Origin of the sequence: Pricia antarctica (assembly GCF_900101815.1) — a bacterium.
In the GTDB taxonomy this organism is placed as follows: domain Bacteria; phylum Bacteroidota; class Bacteroidia; order Flavobacteriales; family Flavobacteriaceae; genus Pricia; species Pricia antarctica.
On sequence record NZ_FNAO01000005.1, the window covers coordinates 292,648 to 314,059 of the forward strand.

Below are 21,412 nucleotides of genomic sequence, written 5' to 3' on the forward strand. Positions count from 1 at the left end.
TCTAATCACTGTACCTGCTTGATCCGCAAATCCTCAAAGGTCATAATATACGAAGCTTGGTTAAAATAGCCCTTGACGGGATCTTTTTCATAATCGAATTTAGTGCCCGCGTACTCGGTCTCGCCGATATATTTCGAAACCTCCATCAAGTTATTTTTATACGCCAGTTTCAGCAACAGATCATAGGTTATATCGAAACCCCTTACGGCATAACGATCGGGCAAACTACCAAAGCGTTTTTCGTAGCGCCGTGAAAAGGCACTGCTCTCAGGTATTCTGTACACCGAAGGATAGGTAAAACTCAGATTCGAAAGATGCGTACTCGAAATGACATCGTTCTCAAAGGCGGAAGTCTTGTTTGTGGTAAACATTCGTAGCTTCAGTTTTTCACGTTCCGGTTGCTCGATATCCAAAAGGGTATTCTGAAAAGAATTCAGGATAGAGCTTACACTGGCCACCAGCTTAAAGTTATCGGTCTCTACAAATACCCAGTTTTCCAATTCATCGGAAAGTAGCATTTTAAATTTCTCGATATCGATACCGATGTTTTTCTCTTCTTCGATGACCTCGGCAACTTTGGCATCGGGAAATCTGGACAGAATGGAATCTCTCGCCACAACGTGAATGGAATCGGCGATGACGACCACGTTCTGGCCTTCGTACTTTTCTTCGGCAAAATCGAGCATGCGGGCCCGAAGCACCGTATTCGGGGTATACGAATAAAACACATTCGACAGGCTAAGATCACTTTCTGCAGGTATAGGTGCTATAACTGGCACTTGCGAACCTTTCGCCCGGACCGCGGTTTCCTTTAGGGAAGCCAAATCAAGAGGGCCGATAATGGCACTGACCGTATTGAGATTTTCCTTTTGCAAAATTTCTTTGGTTCTAGCGAGACTTAACTGATTATCATAACTATCTACGTCGACCGATATGCCTAGGTCGGCTATGGAATCAAGGGCAATCAAAGCCCCGGAATATAGGCCCAGACTGAATTTAAGACTGTTTCTATCCTCAATAATATCGGTCACCTCTTCCTTGTTTGCCAAATCAAGCTTGTCTATCCGAAAAGGGAACATAAACACCACTTTCGGGACGTTCTTCACATCGATACTGTCCAACAAATTGATTTTATCTAGAACCAATGCGTTACGTACATCAAAATCTCCTTTTTGATCTTTGGGCAATTTCAAGACCATGCCCGCTTTAAGACCATCGCTCAAATCGGGATTCAGTTCCAGCAGATCTTTATAGGTAAGGCCCAGTTTACGGGTCAATGAAAATACCGTCTGCTTCGGCTTCACCTCATAAAAATTGTAATTATCGGTATTGACTTCCCCCGCATCCAACGTTACTTGGGGAATACGGATGACCATGTTCTCTTTTAGACCGCCCTTTTCTGTTATCTCGGGATTCAACCTGACAATCTCATCGGACTTCACTCCAAATTTTTGCTCCAGTTGATAAAAATTCATTTTCGGGGGAACGGTATACGACAGGTAAAGCTGTGTTTTTTGGTTTTCAACAGTACTTCCCGCTGGTCTGGGCATTTTCAACTCCTGCCCTACCGCCAGATAGTCGGTGGCTTTTGAAAGCTCGGGATTCAAAACCAACATACTGTCAATAGTAATACCGAATTTATTGGCGATACTCCATCGAGTCTCCTTGGGAGCCACGGTATACGTTTCCAAATCTTCATCGCTACCGGCGGCCTGTTCGGCTTTTGTTCTGCGGTACTGCGGAATTTTCAAGGTCATACCCTTATTCAACTGGGCAGAATATAATTCGGGATTGTATTTTTTGATTTCGTCTTCGGTGATACGAAAACGTTGGGCGATACCGTACAAGGTCTCCCTTTTTCTAACCCGATGTGAGGTAAAACCTATAGGTTCATCGCCTTGGATTACGGAATCCTTCGATTGGTCAGATGTGCTAGGCCGGGTTGCCGTGGGTGTTTTCTCCCCTCTAGGTATGACCAAAATAGTGTTGGCCTTTAATTCATCACCCTGTTTAATTTCTTTATTATATCTCAAAATGGTAGCAGTGTCTACCCTATACTGTTTTGAAAGACCGGTCAAGGTCTCCCCTTTCTTTACGGCGTGTGTCGTAAATTTCTGCGCCTTACAGCTTGCCAACGCAATGGTCAACAGCGAAAAGACGAGTATATTTCTAAAAAATCGGTTCATTGAATCCAATCGTTAATTATTGTGTTAAAAAGATAATTTTGCTAGGTGTATCACTCCCATTCTATCGTCGCCGGTGGTTTCGAGCTAATATCGTAAACTACCCTATTCACACCCGGCACTTTATTGATAATATCGTTAGATACCTTCTGCAAAAATTCATAGGGCAGATTGACCCAATCGGCCGTCATACCGTCGGTACTCTCTACAGCACGCAAAGCTACGCATTTTTCATACGTTCGCTCATCGCCCATCACCCCTACACTATTTACGGGCAAAAGCATGGCCCCGGCCTGCCAAACCTTGTCATAAAGTCCCCAATCGCGTAAACCTTTGATAAATATATGGTCGACTTCCTGGAGAATGGCCACCTTTTCGCGGGTAATATCGCCAAGGATGCGAATGGCCAGACCCGGTCCCGGAAACGGATGTCTTCCCAGACGTTCGTCGCCTATGGCCATGCTTTTTCCTACCCTACGCACCTCATCCTTAAAAAGCATTTTCAGTGGCTCTACGACCTTTAATTTCATAAAATCGGGCAATCCGCCGACATTATGATGGCTTTTAATCGTTGCCGATGGACCGCCGGTAACGGAAACGGATTCGATAACATCAGGATAAATGGTACCCTGCGCCAACCATTTCGCATCTTCCACAAGATGTGCCTCATCGTCAAAAACCTCAATAAAGACCCGACCGATACTTTTGCGTTTCTTTTCAGGATCACTTTCGCCTTCCAACGCATCCAAAAAACGTGCCGAAGCATCCACACCTTTGACATTAAGACCCATATGCTCATATTGGTCAAGTACTTCTTCAAACTCGTTTTTGCGCAATAATCCGTTGTTGACAAAAATACAGTGCAAGTGTTTACCGATGGCCTTATGCAAAAGCACGGCAGCCACGGTGGAATCCACTCCGCCGGATAAGCCTAGAATTACCTTATCCGTACCTATTTTCTGTTTCAGTTCGGCAACCGTCACGTCTACAAAAGCATCCGGTGTCCAAGTTTGTTCGAGTCCAGCGATGGTAACCAAGAAGTTTTCGAGCAGCTTTTTACCGTCCTTTGTATGATAAACCTCTGGATGAAATTGAATACCATAAGTATCCTCACCTTCAATTTTATAGGAAGCATATTCTACATCATGGGTACTGGCCAGAATCGTCGCATTTTCCGGTAGCGTTTTTATGGTATCGCTATGGCTCATCCACACTTGGCTACCTTCGGAAATGGATTTAAAAAAGGGTTCGTCAGATTTTATATAAGATAGATTGGCCCGCCCATATTCCCTCGTATTCGATTTTTCGACGCTGCCGCCGTTGAAGTGAACGAGATATTGAGCACCGTAGCATACGGCAAGCAATGGCTTTTTTCCTTTGATATTTGAAAGATCTGGATGCGGGGCATCATCGGCACGCACCGAAAAAGGGGAACCCGATAGAATGACCGCTTTGTAGCCTGAAAGGTCTTCGGGCAGCTTGTTATAGGGCTTTATCTCACAGAAAATATTCAGTTCGCGTACGCGCCGGGCGATAAGCTGGGTGTACTGGGAACCGAAGTCAAGAATTAGGACGTTGTTTAGCATGCGCAAAAATAGGGAATTACGGATTTTCCGGAAGCGTGTTTGCGCATATTTATGATCAGGTTTTTAACAACATTGTAAAAAAAGCATAGGGAAGATACAAAGTAGAAAAAAGAAGATGTCAAGATTAGGAGCAGATGCAGGGGTGGAAAATTTTCCCAACATACCTGATTGAAGTCAAAAATGAACTCGGATAAACTCTGTTTCTGTAGTAAAATTCAAAATTTTTAGATATTATAACCAATACTGCAATTGAACACATTTATAATACTGGTCTTTAGTTTTTTAAATCGATTCCTACAAAGTGTTAAAATTCGTTAAATATGTCCGTTTTAGTGCACATTAGTAGTATGGATTCAATACTATTCCAAGAATATAAAAGTGCTAAATCCCTTCCGAAGTATCCCACTATATCCAAAAATGGTTGTCTATTCATGAACACCGATCTTTGGCCAGTAGTTCTTGATTGCAATGTCCCTTGTTGGAAGGCAATAATAATACGAGGCGAAATAAGTTTATCCATACTATCGAAGAAGGAGAGCTTATGGGAGACAATCAATCGTATTGCACGTCATACGATGGAAGAAGAAGGTACAATCGGAATTTTTGTAGTGTGACAGATTACGGAGAAAGTAATAGGGATCGATGTAGCGGTAAATCCTTAAAATACAAAAGTCCGGGCTACCAAACCCGGACTTTCAATCAAAATCAAAAAACCAACCTAAACACATAACTTATTGAAACTTTTTCACGGCAATTTTTATATATAACAACCTACTTCTGGATTACCCTACCTCATTTTAGAAAAAAGTTTAAGCCTTACTATTTCGACAAGATTAATTGCCAAAAGTTCATAGGTGTGGCCGAATAAATAGGGAGGGGTATCAACAATTGCGACGCGATTGATCTTGTATCTAATCCGTTCAGCATGTGGACTTATTTTCTGTATCTTTATATAAATCATATGCGAACAATGACCGACGCTTTCTTTCAAGAAATAGAAGATGAACTGAAAAAAGGAACCTCTAAAAAAGGCCACCCTTTTCGGTATTGTACCTTGGGCACAGTGGGGCTAGGTACTACTGCAAGATTGCGCACCATAGTGTTGAGACAGGTTTCCGAAGATTTAAAATTAGTTTTTTATACGGATAGGCGTTCCAAAAAAATCAGCCATATCAAAGAAAACAATAGCGTAAGCCTTTTGTGCTACCATCCCCAAAAATTAGTACAGTTGAGAATCGAGGGCAGGGCAACACTAGTCTCTGACGTCGAGCAACTGAAAAAATATTGGAGCGGGGTACAGCCGGCGAGCAGAAAAGATTATACCACTACCTCAGCCCCCGGAAGCCCCATTTCGAACCCTGATACCGTGCACTATCTGGAGGATAAGAATTATTTCGCCATTGTAGAAATCGATCCTTTTAAAATCGAGTATCTCAAATTGAAACGGCCGAACCATTTGCGCATACTCTTTTCCAAGGAGGATGGGGAATGGGATGGCAAGTTTTTGGTGCCCTAGGGTGCTTCGATATGAAATTCCCGCTTTCTACGGCCCCATTTCTCTGTCGGCATATACAAAACCCTTTTATCATTTGGGGTTAGGAATTCATTGTCCCTTTTCCGATTTTGGGTTTTTGAACGAAAAAACCTTCCATCCAACTTCTAGGTATACCAAACTACCACATTTAAGCGTTGGGTTTTTAAGGCTTGTAAAATCCAAATTACAATCCCAAACCTGTAATCTACAGCCAGCAACTCTATTTAACCTACAATCCCCATGTCAAAAATTATTATCCCCAAGCTCATTTTGAACGGCAAGGATTTCCTTACCAAGCACGGCTATAGCGCCACCGTTGAACAATCCGTTGGAGGGCACAGCGTCTTCAGCATCTCCTTTCCCGCCAACGCCACCGAGACCTATGCCGGCACGCTGATGGACAACGCCATCGGATTTATAGGCAAGCGTATGTATATCGGGCTCGACAACGGTGCCATGGAGTATACCGGGCTAATCACCTCTGTAGACTTGCAGAAGGGAGCCGCCGCAGCCGGCACGATTGTCGTTTCCGGCCACGGGCCATCCGTACTTCTGGCAAATTCGGTACAATGCCTAAGCTATGAACAGGGCACGCCTCTTTCTCATGTGGCCTCCGATACGCTCAAGGGGCATTCCAAGGAAATATTGAAAGCTATTATGGGCGAAGGTACCGACATCGCCCTGCCCTATACTGTTCAGTATAACGAGAGCGACCTATCATTCCTGCAAAGGCTCTGCCGGAAATACGGTCTTTGGTTCTACCATAACGGACAGGACTACTGCATCGGTCGCAGCGGCAGCAAACAGATAGCCGGCACCTACGGCGTCGAAGTAACGGCTTTAAACCTCTCCACGAACCTGCGCGAACAGCGCTTCGGGGTCAGCGGCCACGACTGGATGGGCGACGAGCTACTGCAGACCCCATCGTCATCGTTCGGGGCGAATTCGGGCCACCCCTATTTCGGCCAGGTAAAGGAGGAATCAGATTTCGTCTTTGACAAAAAAGGGAACTACGACTACACCGTTGGCCAACACGAGTACAGCCGGCAGATGGGTATGGACAGGGCCACCAAAGTAAGCGTGCTGGCGGCGGCGGCCGGCATGGTGGCCGCCACGGGGATTTCCGAGCTCGTAAATCTCCGGGTCGCCGATATACTCGCTCTTGAAGGCTTCAATTTTACCGACGCCACCGAAAAACACACTTTCGGCAACTACGACATTACAAAAATCGTTCACAGCTTCGACCACAGCGGCCATTACCAAAACCGTTTCGAGGCCGTGCCGGCGGATACCGACCATCCTCCGTATTCCAACGGTTTCTTGGCCCCCAACTGCGCCGACCAGCGCGGGCTGGTACTCGACAACGCGGACCCCGAAGGACTGGGCCGTGTCAAGGTACAATTCCCGTGGCAGCTGGAGATTTCGCAGTCCACCCCGTGGATAAAGACATCGACCCCCTACGCCGGAAGCGGTAGGGGCTTTTACTTCGTGCCCGAAAAGGGCGAGGAGGTTCTGGTCGGCTTCGAGGGGGGCAACCCGGAAAAACCGTACGTGATCGGCGGCGGTTTCAACGCTTCCGCTAAGAGCGGGTTTGCGGATGGGCAGAACAATATCAAGGCGATACGGACAAGGAGCGGGCACACCATAGAGCTGAACGATACGGAAGGCGGCGAGATGATAACTATTAAGGACAAAAACAACAATAGCATCCATATTAAAACCTCCGAAGGTAAAATGGTCTTTACAGCGTTGGGCAATATGGAATTCAATGCGAAGAATGTTCGTTTTAATGTGCAGGAGGATATGGATGTTGAGATTGGAGGAAACAAGAAGGAATCCATCAAGAAAACCTATGAGCTGGATACAAAAAACAGTACTGAAAGAGTTTTTGACGATAAAGAAATCAATATCGGCAAAAGACTGGAACAGGTTTCGGGCGAAAGCCTATTAACGACCACACGAGGTGAGATGTTGATCGATAGCACCGGGAAGTTAACACTACAAAGCAAGGATGCGGTCGATTATGGCGATTAGGCTAATTACAGAAAACTAAATCCCTATAAAAAACTTAACCTTTAAAAAACCATGGCAAGAAGAGACTACGTTGTAGAAGGCGCAATACTGGAATGTACCTTGGGTACGACACCTGGGGAGATGATTGTAACCTCTCAACAAAAGGTGAAAATCGGCGGTAAGTTAAAAGCTACATGCGAAGATAAGATACCGAAACCCCCATTTTTTGGCTCCTGTACCTGTTCTTCGCCCAACCCACCCTGTTCTCCGGTGTTCAAAGAATGGCAACAAACGAGCAAGGGCTCCACCATGGGCGACAAGACCTTTTTAATGGCGAATTCGAAGGTGCCCTGTGAGAAGGGGGGTCTCGTTACTATAAAGGATGTCGGTCAGAAATTGGTGGGTAGCGGAAAAAAAGAAAGCGAACTCGACGAAAAATATGCCGAACTGAAAGGGGAAATTATCTTTGCCAATGGATACTTTAGTTCCTCTTTGGGTGGCGTAATGAACGCGCTGTTCGACAATGACACCGATGGGCATGAATCTTTAAGATACAGAGGTCTAAATGCTGACGAGAATGACAAAACTAACCCACAGGATCTGCAATTATCAAGGGAAAATGAGGAAACCGACAACATGACCTGTGATGAAATAGAGGCCGACCGAATTGACAAAGCGTTTACCGTTCACTATCCAACAATTGAATTTGAGGATGCGCAGCTTAACTTTCCCATGACCATGTCGCCGTTAGTTCCCTTTTTACCCAATATCGACGTAAAGATACCAAGAATCAAAGATGGGTCGAAATCCATCGATATTCCCGTAGAAGCCAAACCGATATCCTTGTTGACCCAAAAAGAGACGAAAGAATTATTCTGGGGCTATTGGAATTTATTTTCGAATAAATTTATGGGCTCCCAGACCTACGCCGACCATTTCAATGCGGGCAGTAACCAGCATTTTCTAAACGGATCGCACGGTTTGGGATCCAATGCCGCACACCGTCTTGACCACGGCATCGCCCAAGGGTATCATTGGGCAAATTACCAATGGGGCATAATCTCCAAGAAAGAGGTCGACGAGACCAAGGAAAAAGTTACGTACATCGAAAGCTATTCCCCCGCCTATAAACCTCTCACCATAGTCATGCACAGCCAAGGAAACGCCCCGGGAGTAGGTTTTGCACTGGGAGCCATGAAATACGCCAAAGAACTGGGCTGGGACGAGATTCCGCTAAACCTGATATTTCTTGGAGTACACCAGCCGCAAAACCTTTGGGAAGAGGAATATGAAAAATTTATTGAGACCAAAGTTAAGTACTATGGAGTGGACAAGGATTTTTGGGACGGGGCCGCCTTATCCCCCTTTTTAAAAAAAGATAAACGGGTACATGCCAAATTTAGCAACGCCCTGTCGGAACTCTTTAGTCCCGAGTACCATAAGCTTCGCAATAAACGCGGAATTTACGAACATCTACAGGCCATTAGCGATTTTGGCGCCTTAAAAGAGCGTTCGGTCCAGTTTACCTTTGCCAACGACCGTGGTGACCTTGTTATTAGGGATGGTGACATCCCCGAAATCGATAGTGCCTGTAATCCCAAAAGAGATACTTCGACATTTAGTTTGGAACTCTACTCACATAATGTCGATATTCCAGAGTATTATACCGGTGAACAAGGAAAGGAGGTCATTTCTTTGGAAAATGGCCAGCTGGTTATACCGCCCTATGCCGCCATACCGCGTATAGAGGTGGAAATAAACGAGAAGACCGGCGAGGAAGAGTTGAAGGAGTGGGGGGACTACCGCAGTATCGCCATGGACTGGGGCAATGCTTTTGCTACTTATAAAAAGCTATTGAAAGAGGACCACTTTACGTGGAAAGACCTTTTCGCACCTTATCTTGCGGGAAGAAAATTAAACTTATCGTTGTGGCACAAAAGAATGTTGTACCATTATGGTCGTATACAGCATGCAGATCTATACGCGCATTTTAGTCCCGTTGGATTGCTCCTAAACGATAAAATATTAAAGACTAAGGATTTTGAGGATGGGTTGGGGAATGAGAATATTTGGGAACGGATTAAGAAGGTTGGGGAGAGAAAGTTTTATCGGGTAGATGATGGTTCAGAAAAAACACCCGAACAAAAACGGGTCAAAGAAAAAGATGATATCGAAGGAAAACTCAAAAATAGAGTTATTAAAACAAACATAGCAGATACAGCCTATATCAATAACGTTATCAAAGCCTATGTTGAAAAAGATGCAGATGCGGTAAAAAGAATATATGAAGAACCAGTCTTTACTGATAGAGAACAAGGTAAAATCAACAATTTAATAAAAAAGTTCGGGCATACTGAAAAATCACTGCGCAGAGAAGGCCACACGGATGAAGAAGTTGAGTTGCTAAAAAAAAACCAAATTACACGGGATAATACCCCAGTCACCAAAACAAAACAATTTTTAAAAAAATGAGTTAATGAAGAACATATTTCTCATAAGCATAGTTCTAGTCTTAACCAACTGCAAAATGAAACCTGAAAAACCAAATGTTGCCCATTCATTATTTCAGGAAACCCATAAACATGCAGGGAGTGAAAATTATGAAATAGTTGAAATATTCGACAAAAAATTCGAAGTCAAAAAAATTGAACTTGATACTCATAGTAAACAAGCTGTCATTTACGGAAAAACAAACCCTACAGATAAAGAAAAATTCATATCCAATAGAGTAAAAACATCAATTCTGGGGGATATAACTGGTGAAGGAATTACAAATGCTGAAATAGAGAAGGATGGTTCTATGCATGGATTCGATTTCTATTCGAATTGGATTATAGATGGTGATACTATTAAACATAGATATATAGATCCGTTTTCCAACGAGGAAATTAATGATCCTTATGCGTTTAAAGCGGACGAGGAAAATCCTGCAAAATGGTTAGCAAAATTCAAAGAAGTATATGATAAAGCATCCTATGTATACGAATCCTCTTGGAATTATTTCCTAAAGATTGATAAAGAATGGTATTTCATCAAATACAATTTAGATTTAGTAAACGATGCTTTTGTAAAAAATTATCCCCCAAAACAAGAACAACCACCACGCATGCTGGAACTTGAAAATCTAGCCCCGATATGGTATCACAAAAGTTCTAAAGAAAGAGACACCAGTCTGATAAAAATGATAGATTATAAATCTACCTTTTACACTGAAGAGAAATTCGGTCTGGTAAAACGTGGTTATTCCGCAGGTTGGTGGTATCTCGAAGTGTACATGCCCTTGGGCGATACGCTAAGAATAAAACGGTACAGCGACTTCGAAGATCCCGACCTAAAACTCTACCAAATCCCCGCCGCCTACGGCGGTCGAAATGATGTACTATTTATCGTACAAAAGCCAGAAAAGCTTTTCCCCGAGCAGGTGGGTGGAATGTATGTGATTCGCCCTCGCGATGCACAACAGCCCGACCGCCGTTACAAAAGTATTTCGTACGGTGATATGTTACAGGGACAACCCTATATTTTAAAGTCTGAAGAAACGGAAGAGTATAAAAATTGGAAGATGGAGCAAAAGGGGTAATATAATTTTCAAAGCGTTGCTCTTGAGGACAAAAAACGACTGATTGCACCAAAATGCAGTAACCAACAGGATTTTGTAAACTTCATCAGGATTATTGAAATATCTGGCTTAATGGGAGTGTTTTGTATAATCGATAAGTAACCCCCTACCCCATAGTCCCCAAAATAGCAACAATATCTTCCTCCGTAGTATCGGGATTTATAAAGCAAAACCGCGCCACGGTCTCATAGGCACCACCTTGTTTCCATTTCGTTGGGGTCACAAGCGCAAAGCCCTCGCGCTGGTTTTTATAGGTCCAGTCGCGATAGTCGTCGGGGGTCCAGCCCTTGCGTCGGAAAAGTACACACGAGAGACTGGGTTCGCGCACAAGTTCTACGACAGGGTTTGCTTCTATAAGCCTACCCGCTAAATTCGCCAACAAAATACCTTGTTCAACGGCCCATTTATATTTGTCGGTGCCATGCATGGCCAATGAAAACCATAAGGGCATACCCCGCACGCGGCGCGTCAACTGAATCTGATAATCCGAAGGATTAAAACCATGGGCGCCTTCATCCTTAAAAATATCAAGATACGAGCCTTCTTGGGAGTGGGCCTCCTTGGCCAGTTGGGGATCTTTATAGATGACCGCCCCGCAATCGTAGGGTGAAAACAACCATTTATGGGGATCTATAGTAATACTATCGGCTCTTTCGATACCGTTGAACAGATGCCTAACGGAATCGGCGGCCAAAGCACCCCCACCATAAGCGGCATCTACGTGGAACCACAACTTTTCAGTTTCGCATATTTCCGCGATTCCCGAAAGGTCGTCGATAATACCAGCATTGGTGGTACCGCCCGTACCGACCACTGCGAAAAGGCGCTTTCTTTGCTGGGCATCCAAAGTTTTCAAAACGCTTCGAAGTGCCTCTCCCGACATCGCATCTTCGGTTTCGACTAGCCATAAATCGACATCGATGACCTTTGCCATGGCCTTTACGGAAGAGTGGGCACCAACAGAAGTAATGATGAGTCCTTTTATATTTTGATGTTCAGGATTTTTTCGCCAGTACTCCCGTGCAGCTACCAATGCCGAAAGATTGGCCGCCGTGCCACCACTGGTAAAGACGCCGAAAGCAGGTTTGGGTAGTCCCGTGAGCGACACCAACCATTTCATGGCCTCGTTCTCGCAGAAAATACCCCCGGCACCTTCCATCCAATAGGCACCGTGGATACTGGATGCCGCAGTGACAAGGTCGAACATGATTGCCGCACGGGTCGGGGCGGCGGGTACGAAAGCCAAATGTCTGGGGTGATCTATGGGCACGGTCGCTTTGATCAGTACATCCTTAAAAAGTTGGAACGCGTTTTCGCCGCCGATACCCCTATCAGTTATGGTCTCGCCTACCAACCTTCTGAGCTCTTCCTCTTTTTTGGGACTGCCCAGTTCCAACGAGGTATTGGTAATACGGTGAATGGCGTATTTCATGACATCCAACGTCATTTCAATCAATTCCATATCAATATTATGCATGGATATTGTTTTTTCCGACGTAGGATGCTTTGACATTGTTCCTTTTATTTAGTATTTCTATAAACCCTAAAATTCCAATACCGTAAACTCCAACCGTAAAGGTTCCAGAGCCTTCATCAAGGTGGGAATCAATTCCTCCCCCAACTCCAAATAAAGTTCGGAGAAGTTGAGGTTGCGTTCCTGTAAGGATTGACCGGGGAAGAGGGCGTTCTGAATTTCGGTCATGCGACGTACTTGGTCTTCGAGCTTTCGTTTTTGGGCCCGTAGCAAACGCTTTTCGAGGTTGTCGAGTCCCTTTTTTTGTTTGACCTCTTGGGCTTTTACAGCGCCCAGGAAGGACTTGTCCGTTTGCTCGGCCATGTCGTAGAGCGCTTTGAACTGGTCTTCCAAAAGCGCTTTCTGCGGCGTGAAATCGATATCAATGTTGGAGATTTCACGGATTTTTTTGTTAATAAAACTGCTCTGCCTAAGAAAAATATCGGCTACCGAAAGGTTCATCTTTTGTAGTTTCTTACTTTGCTTTTCTGTGATGACCAAGGCGGAATTTCGTAGCAGCAGCACGGGAAAGGGTACGTCCATAGCCTCGAACATGGATTTCAATTCGAGCCAATACGCAATTTCGCCGCCGCCGCCAATATAGCAGAGATTGGGCAAAATGACTTCCTGATACAGCGGACGGGCGATAACGTTCGGTGAAAAACGTTCTGGATGCTGCTCTAGTTCCGCCACTAGTTCATCCTTTGAAAACCGGAGTTCGCTATTGTCGATAAAATAGGTACCTTCCTGTTCGATAATGCGTTCGCGAAGGCCATCCTTTAAGTAAAAATAATTAATCTCCCTGGGGTTGACCTGAATACCATACTTTTCGGGTAGCCCCTCAATTTTAGAAACGGTTTCTGAAACTTTTTTATAAGATACGCTCTCGAAAATATCTTTTTGGGCGTAGGGAATCAATTGCTCTTTCAGATTTGTATCATCCCCATCAAGAATCACCAACCCGTATGCCCCGAAGAGTTCGTTGGCGAGATATCGGGTAGCATCCGTGAGCGTAGCGTGCTCGAGATAGGCATTCCGAAAAAGTTCCTTCAACTGTTCGGCATTGTTGCTGGTTCCCAAGGCATTGGCAAAGGCTTCGAAAACATCGGCTAATCCATCGGTCTTCATATGACCTACCGCTCCGGAGGCTTTCCGGTTCCACTGCAGTTTTTTTCCCTTGAAATTAAAAAAGTTGATTTCCTCGAAATCGTGGTCCTCTGTGGCCATCCAATATATAGGTACAAAATTGTACTTGGGATAGGCCTTTTTCAGATCCTTGGTCAAGTTAATGGTCGAAATGATCTTGTAGAGAAAATACATCGGCCCGGTGAACAGGTTTAGCTGATGGCCGGTGACGACGGTAAAAGTAATCGGCTCCTTGAGTTTTTTGAGGTGGCTTTCCGTTTCACTACTTAGGGCAACATTCTTATATTGAGCCCGTAACGTTTTGTACAGGATTTCGCGGTTGGCATCAGGAAAGTGGGTCGCTTTTTCAGCAATTCGTGCTTCAAAGTTTTCCAACTTCGGATAGCTATTGTAAAGGTTTCTAATAGTTGGTTTATCGGCAAGATAATCGCAGATAAATTCGGTAAAATAACCGGTCCGGTCGAAAGGAAGATGGTCGATATTCATAGATGGTAAATATAAAACTCTTCAATTTGGAGGATTGCTAAAAATACGTTAATTACTTTGGCCCCAATTTGCGGCCGATAGTAGAATTTAGAGTTGATGTTGGTTAATAATCCTTAGATTTACAATCCTTTCCATTGCCCTATTGCTGATTTGTATTTGTTTGAACAGGAAAAGGATATCCGAATAATCTATGTGAATATGAAGCACTTTTTACTCATAATTACAATTTCCCTATCCTTCTTGACCACTGCCCAAGACCTTAAATCGCCTTCGGAATTTTTAGGTTATGAGCTTGGCACACAGTTTACGCGGCATGATCAGGTGGTCGACTACTATGAATATTTGGCGCATGCGGCATCCGATCGAGTGCAACTACAAGAATACGGACAGACGAATGAACGCCGGCCGTTGCTATTGGCCTACATCTCGTCCAAAGAAAATATTTCCGACCTTGAAAACATCCGCAAAGCCCATATCGCAACGACCGAAGGCAAAGGAAATCCGTCTAAAGTCATCGTTTGGCTGAGTTATAACGTACACGGCAACGAAAGTGTGAGTACCGAAGCCTCGATGCAGACGGTCTACACCCTGCTGACCGAAAAAAGCGATTATCTCAAAAATACGGTCGTGCTTATGGATCCCTGCGTAAACCCCGATGGGCGAGAGCGTTACGTTAATTGGTACAATCAGTACAGAAATACGCCGAACAACGCCGACCCCAATAGTAAGGAACATCACGAGCCTTGGCTGAACGGCCGCGCCAATCATTATATGTTCGACCTCAACCGCGATTGGGCCTGGCTGACGCAGATTGAAAGTCAACAGCGTATCAAAATGTTCAACCAATGGTTACCGCATGTACACGTCGATTTCCACGAACAGGGTATTGATGCCCCATATTATTTTGCTCCGGCAGCGGAACCTTTTCACGAGGTCATTACCGATTTTCAGCGGGAATTTCAGGTGACCGTCGGTAAGAACCACGCCAAATATTTCGATGCCAAGGGTTGGTTTTATTTTACCAAAGAAATTTTTGATCTTCTTTATCCCAGTTATGGCGATACCTTCCCGACCTATAACGGCAGTATCGGTATGACCTACGAACAGGGCGGTAGCGGCGAGGCCGGCTTGGCCATTGAAACCAATACCGGAGACACGTTGACCTTAAAGGATAGAATCGCGCACCACTTTACCACGGGAATATCGACCGTGGAAATTTCCTCGAAAAATGCCGAAAGATTGAACACTGAATTCAAAAAATTCTATCAGGCTAAGGATTATAAATACAAAAGTTATGTGCTTAATGGGGATGAGGACAAAATCGATGCCCTTACCCATCTTTTGGACCAACATGAAATCGAATATGGATGGGGCAAAGATGGAAGCGTCAAAGGATATAACTATTTGACCGAAAAAAATGAAAGCGTAAAGACCTCCGAAAATAGCCTCGTGGTTTCATCCGAACAGAAAAAAGGCACTTTGGTCAAAGTCCTTTTCGAGCCGAACGCGATGCTCAGCGATTCACTCACGTACGACATTACCGCATGGTCGCTACCGTATGCGTATGGCCTTAATGCCGTGGCTTCGGAAAATAAAACGGATGCCACATTAGTAAATAGAAAATCTGACAACGGGGTCAAGACATCCAAACTGTCAGAGGAGGCCTATGCCTTCCTGACCGATTGGAACAGTTTTAACGACGCGCAATTTTTAGCGGAACTGCAGCAAAATGATATTCTGGTACGCTATGCCAAAAAACCATTTACGATGGACGGTGTCGACTACGATCGAGGCAGTTTGATCATCACCCGTGCCGATAATAAGAACCGATTGGATTTTCTGAAAAATCTTTCCGAAATCGCTTCCAAGCACCATATCCTATTGAACGCTACCAACACCGGTTTCGTCGAAGGTGGAAAAGATTTCGGATCTAGTGCCGTTGCCCTGATTCGTGATAACAAGATAGCCGTGTTATCCGGAGAACCGACATCCACCTTACAATTTGGGGAAATCTGGCATTTCTTTGAACAGCAGCTGCATTATCCAGTAGCTGTAATCGATACGGAATATATGGCCAGAGTCGACCTTTCGGAGTATGATGTACTTATTTTACCCGATGGCGAGGGGTATGAAGATTTTATGGATGCCGATAGACTGACGCACCTCAAGGAATGGGTAGGCAACGGCGGTAAATTGATTGCTATGGGCGACGCCCTAAAAGGACTTTCCGGCGAAAACGGATTCAAGATCAAGGCCAAGGAAATGGAAAAAGATAGTACGACCAACCTACAGCCGCACGAGGATAACGAACGTGAACGGATCAAAAGCGCTATTACCGGGGCTATTTTTAAGGCCAAGGTAGATTCGACGCATCCGTTGGCGTTTGGGTACGACGACACCTATTTCAGCCTAAAATTAGGCGATAATGCTTACGCGTATTTAAAAGAGGGCAATGTGGTCTATTTGGAAGCTGAGAGTACCAAGCCCGTTGCCGGATTTGCCGGAAGCGAGGCCCGGAAGAAAATTGGCGACACCCTCATATTCGGGGTCGAAGCGCACGGCGACGGACAGGTCATTTATATGGTCGACAACCCGCTCTTTCGCGGCTTTTGGGAAAGCGGGAAGCTGCTTTTTGCCAATGCCCTTTTTATGGTGGAATAGGGTGAAGAAGCGATTTTACTTGCAGGAACTCAAAACTGGTATAGCTAGAAATAGGATTTTGAAAACACCTATTAATATCAAAAAGAAAGAAAAATTACTTCAACCCTACTTTCAGAACATAATCGTCCGCGGTAATAAAAAGCGTCTTTTGGTCGGCGGTAAACGCACAATTGGAAGTCGCTTCGCCGGTATGGATTCTCGCGATGGGTTTGGCCTGTAGGTTGAATATCCAAAGTCCGCCGGGGCCGGTTGCGAACAGATAACCTTTTGAGTGCATCTTCATTCCATCGGGAAGCCCTTGTTGGCCTTCTTCACCGATCCGATCGGTGACATCGAAGAATAACTGCTTGTTTACCGTTTTTCCGGGATTCGTGACATCGTACTGGTACCACACCGCATGTTCCGGGTCGGATACCGCTACATACAATTGGGAGCCGTCGGGAGAAAGGGCAATACCGTTCGGGCGCGTTAGGGTATCGACCAAAATAAGTTCCCCTGTCTTTTTAAGACAATAAACCCCCTGAAAATCAAGTTCCTTGGTCGGGTCATCCATTTGTCTGGGCAGGCCATAAGGCGGGTCTGTGAAATAAAGGTTGCCGTCGGCATCAAAAACTCCATCATTCGGACTGTTGAATCGTTTACCTTCGTAATTGTCGACCCATGTTTTGTATTCGGGTTTAGGATCGTTGACCGCAGTTTTCATTTGTACTACTCGACGTTCACCGTGTTGTAGAAGTACGAGGGCTCCATCGGGACTCAGCAAAAGTCCGTTCGAACCCGGTTCATTACCGTAGGAACCTTTGCCCAGATATCCCGAAGGATATAAGTATTCGGAAGTCTTTCCCTTGGCATCAATTTTAAATACTTTGTTGTTTGGGATATCCGAAAAAAGCAGATAATCACCATTGGCAATCCACAAAGGACCTTCCGTCCATGTAAATCCCTGACCGATAACCTCGATTTCAGCGTTCGGGTCGATACGCTCGAGGGCCTCGTCTTCCAAAATCTCAATGGAAAATTGATGTTTCTTTTCTTGGGAAGCTACCGTGACCGATACCGCCGCACAAGCTAAAAATAGGATGGACTTCATCATTGTTTTGCTTTTTTTTGTTGGCTAAAAAACTGATTCACGGTCGGAGTGATCAGGAGTATTATGGTCATCGCCGACAGGCTAAGGTCAAAGTTCATTGACGCAGGTTTCGAACGTGACCGCCTTGCCCTCGAACTTTGGTTCTCTTCGACCGACGATTTCATTTTTATTGGTTATTTACAGGAACAACCCGCGTGGCGGCACCTTTATATCTCTACTTTTTCTATGAACTCATTTAGACTTTTTCTTTTACCTACGAATATCACATTTTGAGGCCATATTTCCTCATTTTTGAAAACCGTAGCCCTGCTATGCTATTAAAAAATGACTTCATCTGACCTCAAAAGCCGATATTCTCGGTTCCAAACAATACCCCTAAATGAGTTCTATGTGTAAATCGCTTATCGGTCGTTGGGGATGAGTTTTAAGAATTTTTCTGCGATTGCGGTAATCTTTTTAAAGTCCGCCTCCGTTGTAACATTGCTTTTGACCAGACTGCTTCCCAGTCCTACCCCATCGATACCCGCTTCGAACCAATCCCGCATATTGCTTTCGTCAACGCCCCCGACCGCAAAAAAGGAAGCGGAGTCAAAAGGACCTTTGAGGGATTTAAAATATGAAATTCCCAAGTCCCCCGCTGGAAACAGTTTTATAATATCGGCGCCATAGACCAGCGCATCGGCGACCTCGGTAGGACTCATGGCGCCCATCAATACAGGTATACCGTTAGCATTGCCTACTTCCGCCACTGTTTTGTTTGTATTTGGAGTCACCAAAAATTGCGCTCCGCCTGCAATCGCCTGTTTCGCCAAATCGGAGGTAACTACCGTTCCGGCCCCGATCAGGACGTCTGGATGATGCTTGCGTGCTTTTTCGATCGCTTCGGCAAAACCCGGGGTATTGGTCGTAATCTCCAAAACCTGTATTCCACCCGCCACTAGCGCATCTACCGTCCGCGCTACCGAAGCCTGTTCCCTCAACCTGATGATGGAAATCAACTTAGCGGAGAGGATGCGGTCGATTATGTCTTGTTTTATAATCATCGTATGACGTGTCCCGAAATATTTCCTTCGACTATCGAATTGATCTCCTGTTCGCTACTGGTATGGATATCACCAATCATCGTATGTTTTAATGCAAAGGCGGCCGTAGCGAAATCGATAGCTTTTTGTTGATGCCAGCCGTTCCCCAATGCATGCAGAAAACCCGCTGCAAAAGCATCTCCGGTACCAAAGCGATCTGTAATTTCGATGGAATACGTATTTGAAATTATGGGTTCATCCCCTGAAATAAAGGCCCCTCCCACTTGGTTTACCGAAGCGGAGCTGTGATCACGGATGGTAAACGCTAGCTGCTTTACCCCAAACACATGTCTTGCCTTTCGGAGGGCGTCGAGGGTCTGGTCGGTGTGATTGTTGCCGTTGAAGGTCAAACCATATACATCTTTTAGTACGCCAATGTTACCGAAAACCAAATCGGTATGTTGCAAAATCCGATTAAAAATCGTTTTTGCGGTATCGGAATTTTCCCAAAGGCTTCTTCGATAGTTCAGGTCAAAACTGACCTTTACCCCCATTTCTTCGGCTGTTTGTACTGCCAAAAGGCATTCTTCCGCGCATTGTTTCGACAAGGCAGGCGTGATTCCCGAAACATGCAGCCATTTTTGATTTTTAAGGATATGCTCCCAATCGAACTCCCCCTCTTTTATGCCAGCTATTGCCGATTCGGCCCTATCGTAAACCACCCGCGAGGGGCGGATAGAACTACCCAGCTCGATAAAGTAAGTGCCTATTCGATGGCCTCCTTCGAGAATATTTTCGGTGGATACATGGAACCGGTCGAGGGATTGCCGAGCGGCCTGGCCCATTGGATTATCAGGTAACTTACTGATAAACTGGACATTGTTTCCCAAACAGGCCAAAGATACGGCCACATTAGATTCAGATCCGGCGTAATCTACAGCAAATAACGACGTGGTACTAAGCCGGTCGGCCTGACCCGTGGGAACAAGCCGTAGCATGATTTCACCAAAAGTGGAAAAGGACATTGACTGGTTGATTTTCCTCTAAAGTAAGGAAAAAAAGTAAAGTGCGGAACCTGTTATGAATTCTTTGCAAACCTTACGACTTCTTTGCGTTTTCTTTGATGTCGCTCAGGCCCGGCTTCCGGTTTTAGATTCGCGCAAGGCTCTCCATACAGGTCGAAATCGGCAGCCTCGGTGATTTTGATATCGGTGAATTCCCCCTGCTTCACGTAGAATTTAGAAGCATCAATAAGCACCTCGTTATCGACATCGGGAGAATCGAATTCCGTACGGCCGATGAAATAATTGCCTTCCTTTCGGTCGATGATACAACGGAAAGTCTTTCCTATTTTCTCTTGATTGAGTTCCCATGAGATTTGGGACTGGATTTCCATGATTTCGTTGGCACGCTCTTGCTTGATTTCTTCGGGTACATCATCGGTTAAATGATACGCATGCGTATCTTCCTCATGGCTATAGGTAAAACAGCCCAACCGCTCGAACCGCATTGCCGTCACCCAATTTTTCAAGGTCAGAAAATCGGCCTCGGTCTCGCCGGGATATCCAACGATCAGCGTAGTACGGATTGTCATTTCAGGTACTGCCGCCCTAAATTCTTTCAACAACTGGGTAGTCTTCGCCTCCGTTGTACCCCGGCGCATACTTTTTAAGATGCTATCGGAAATATGTTGTAGGGGAATATCAATATAATTACAAACTTTAGGCTGCCGCTTCATCACGTCTAAAACATCCATCGGGAAACCTGTGGGGAAGGCATAATGTAATCGTATCCATTCGATACCCTCTACCTTGACCAGGTTTTCAAGTAGTTCGGCAAGGTTCCGTTTTTTGTAAAGATCAAGTCCGTAGTAGGTAAGATCTTGCGCAATCAAAATTAATTCTTTAACGCCGTTTGCAGCTAGTTTTTCAGCTTCGCTTACCAGGTCTTCAATCGGCTTGCTTCTGTGCTTGCCCCTCATCAGGGGAATCGCACAAAAGGAACAGGGCCGGTCACAGCCCTCGGCAATTTTCAAATAGGCGTAATTTTTTGGAGTCGTAGTTAAACGCTCGCCAATCAGCTCATGCTTGTAATCGGCGCCCAAGGCCTCTAACAAATTCGGCAGTTCACTGGTGCCGAAATACGCGTCCACATCAGGAATCTCCTTTTGCAGATCCGGCTTATAGCGTTCGCTCAGGCATCCGGTTACAAAAACCTTGTCGACCTCGCCGGCTTCCTTTTTTTGAACGTACTCCAAAATAGTATTGACACTTTCTTCCTTGGCATTGGCAATAAATCCACAGGTATTGATGACCACCACGTTACCTTCCTCTTCATGCACCACTTCTTTATCGTTGGCCCGCAATTGCCCCATGAGCACTTCGGAGTCGTACACATTTTTGGAACAGCCCAAAGTGACTACGTTGATTTTATTTGTTTTGAGGGATTTTGTACGCATACATTTTTATTGGGATGCAAAAATACGATAAATACCGGGTCGTTAGAACAATCGCCATCTTATTAACGGACAATAGCATCGCTATCGAAACCTAGCTACAT

13 protein-coding genes are annotated in these 21,412 nt (G+C 45.0%); 5 read left to right on the forward strand and 8 right to left on the reverse strand.

The genetic code is table 11. The features are described 5' to 3' along the window. Window positions 1-5: 5 nt before the first annotated feature. Together BLT07_RS11335 and guaA are read right to left on the reverse strand one after the other, a co-directional pair. Complete coding sequence (locus BLT07_RS11335; protein WP_091868734.1) at window positions 6-2,186, reverse strand: amino acid ABC transporter substrate-binding protein; 2,181 nt, start codon at window positions 2,184-2,186, stop codon at window positions 6-8. Between the two features lie 50 nt (window positions 2,187-2,236). Continuing rightward, window positions 2,237-3,769, reverse strand: coding sequence for a glutamine-hydrolyzing GMP synthase (gene guaA, locus BLT07_RS11340; RefSeq protein WP_091868736.1), 1,533 nt, complete (start codon window positions 3,767-3,769; stop codon window positions 2,237-2,239). A 970-nt stretch (window positions 3,770-4,739) separates the two neighbouring features. Between guaA and BLT07_RS11350 the strand changes: the two genes are divergently transcribed. From BLT07_RS11350 to BLT07_RS11365, 4 genes are all read left to right on the forward strand, one after another. Next, window positions 4,740-5,285 (forward strand): pyridoxamine 5'-phosphate oxidase family protein, encoded by a 546-nt coding sequence (locus BLT07_RS11350; protein ID WP_091868740.1) that lies wholly within the window; start codon window positions 4,740-4,742, stop codon window positions 5,283-5,285. Window positions 5,286-5,543: 258 nt separating this feature from the next. Further along, a complete protein-coding gene (locus BLT07_RS11355) occupies window positions 5,544-7,337 on the forward strand; it encodes a type VI secretion system Vgr family protein (RefSeq protein WP_091868742.1) in 1,794 nt (597 codons plus the stop codon). A gap of 51 nt (window positions 7,338-7,388) precedes the next feature. After that, the gene (locus tag BLT07_RS11360) at window positions 7,389-9,788 is read left to right on the forward strand and encodes a DUF4280 domain-containing protein (RefSeq protein ID WP_091868744.1); all 2,400 of its coding nucleotides are present in this window, start codon (window positions 7,389-7,391) and stop codon (window positions 9,786-9,788) included. Between the two features lie 55 nt (window positions 9,789-9,843). Next, complete coding sequence (locus tag BLT07_RS11365) at window positions 9,844-10,896, forward strand: hypothetical protein (RefSeq protein ID WP_139205137.1); 1,053 nt, start codon at window positions 9,844-9,846, stop codon at window positions 10,894-10,896. A 145-nt stretch (window positions 10,897-11,041) separates the two neighbouring features. Here the strand turns inward: BLT07_RS11365 and BLT07_RS11370 are convergent, their stop codons facing one another. After that, complete coding sequence (locus tag BLT07_RS11370) at window positions 11,042-12,412, reverse strand: pyridoxal phosphate-dependent decarboxylase family protein (RefSeq protein WP_091869013.1); 1,371 nt, start codon at window positions 12,410-12,412, stop codon at window positions 11,042-11,044. A 66-nt stretch (window positions 12,413-12,478) separates the two neighbouring features. Beyond that, window positions 12,479-14,080 (reverse strand): bacillithiol biosynthesis cysteine-adding enzyme BshC, encoded by a 1,602-nt coding sequence (bshC, locus tag BLT07_RS11375; protein ID WP_091868748.1) that lies wholly within the window; start codon window positions 14,078-14,080, stop codon window positions 12,479-12,481. A 198-nt stretch (window positions 14,081-14,278) separates the two neighbouring features. Between bshC and BLT07_RS11380 the strand changes: the two genes are divergently transcribed. Then, on the forward strand, window positions 14,279-16,741 hold the full coding sequence (locus BLT07_RS11380; protein ID WP_091868750.1) for a M14 family metallopeptidase: 2,463 nt from the start codon (window positions 14,279-14,281) through the stop codon (window positions 16,739-16,741). A 94-nt stretch (window positions 16,742-16,835) separates the two neighbouring features. Here BLT07_RS11380 and BLT07_RS11385 read toward each other — a convergent pair whose 3' ends face one another. The 4 genes from BLT07_RS11385 to rimO all read right to left on the reverse strand — a co-directional run bounded on the left by BLT07_RS11385 (window position 16,836) and on the right by rimO (window position 21,311). Then, on the reverse strand, window positions 16,836-17,834 hold the full coding sequence (locus BLT07_RS11385; protein ID WP_091868751.1) for an SMP-30/gluconolactonase/LRE family protein: 999 nt from the start codon (window positions 17,832-17,834) through the stop codon (window positions 16,836-16,838). A 398-nt stretch (window positions 17,835-18,232) separates the two neighbouring features. After that, complete coding sequence (locus BLT07_RS11390) at window positions 18,233-18,874, reverse strand: bifunctional 4-hydroxy-2-oxoglutarate aldolase/2-dehydro-3-deoxy-phosphogluconate aldolase (RefSeq protein WP_091868752.1); 642 nt, start codon at window positions 18,872-18,874, stop codon at window positions 18,233-18,235. Then, window positions 18,871-19,878 carry a sugar kinase gene (locus BLT07_RS11395; protein WP_091868754.1) on the reverse strand — a complete coding sequence of 336 codons (1,008 nt, stop codon included), beginning with the start codon at window positions 19,876-19,878 and terminating at the stop codon, window positions 18,871-18,873. The genes BLT07_RS11390 and BLT07_RS11395 overlap by 4 nt, the downstream gene beginning before the upstream one ends. 53 nt (window positions 19,879-19,931) lie before the next feature. After that, a complete protein-coding gene (gene rimO, locus BLT07_RS11400; protein WP_091868756.1) occupies window positions 19,932-21,311 on the reverse strand; it encodes a 30S ribosomal protein S12 methylthiotransferase RimO in 1,380 nt (459 codons plus the stop codon). Window positions 21,312-21,412 lie beyond the last annotated feature (101 nt).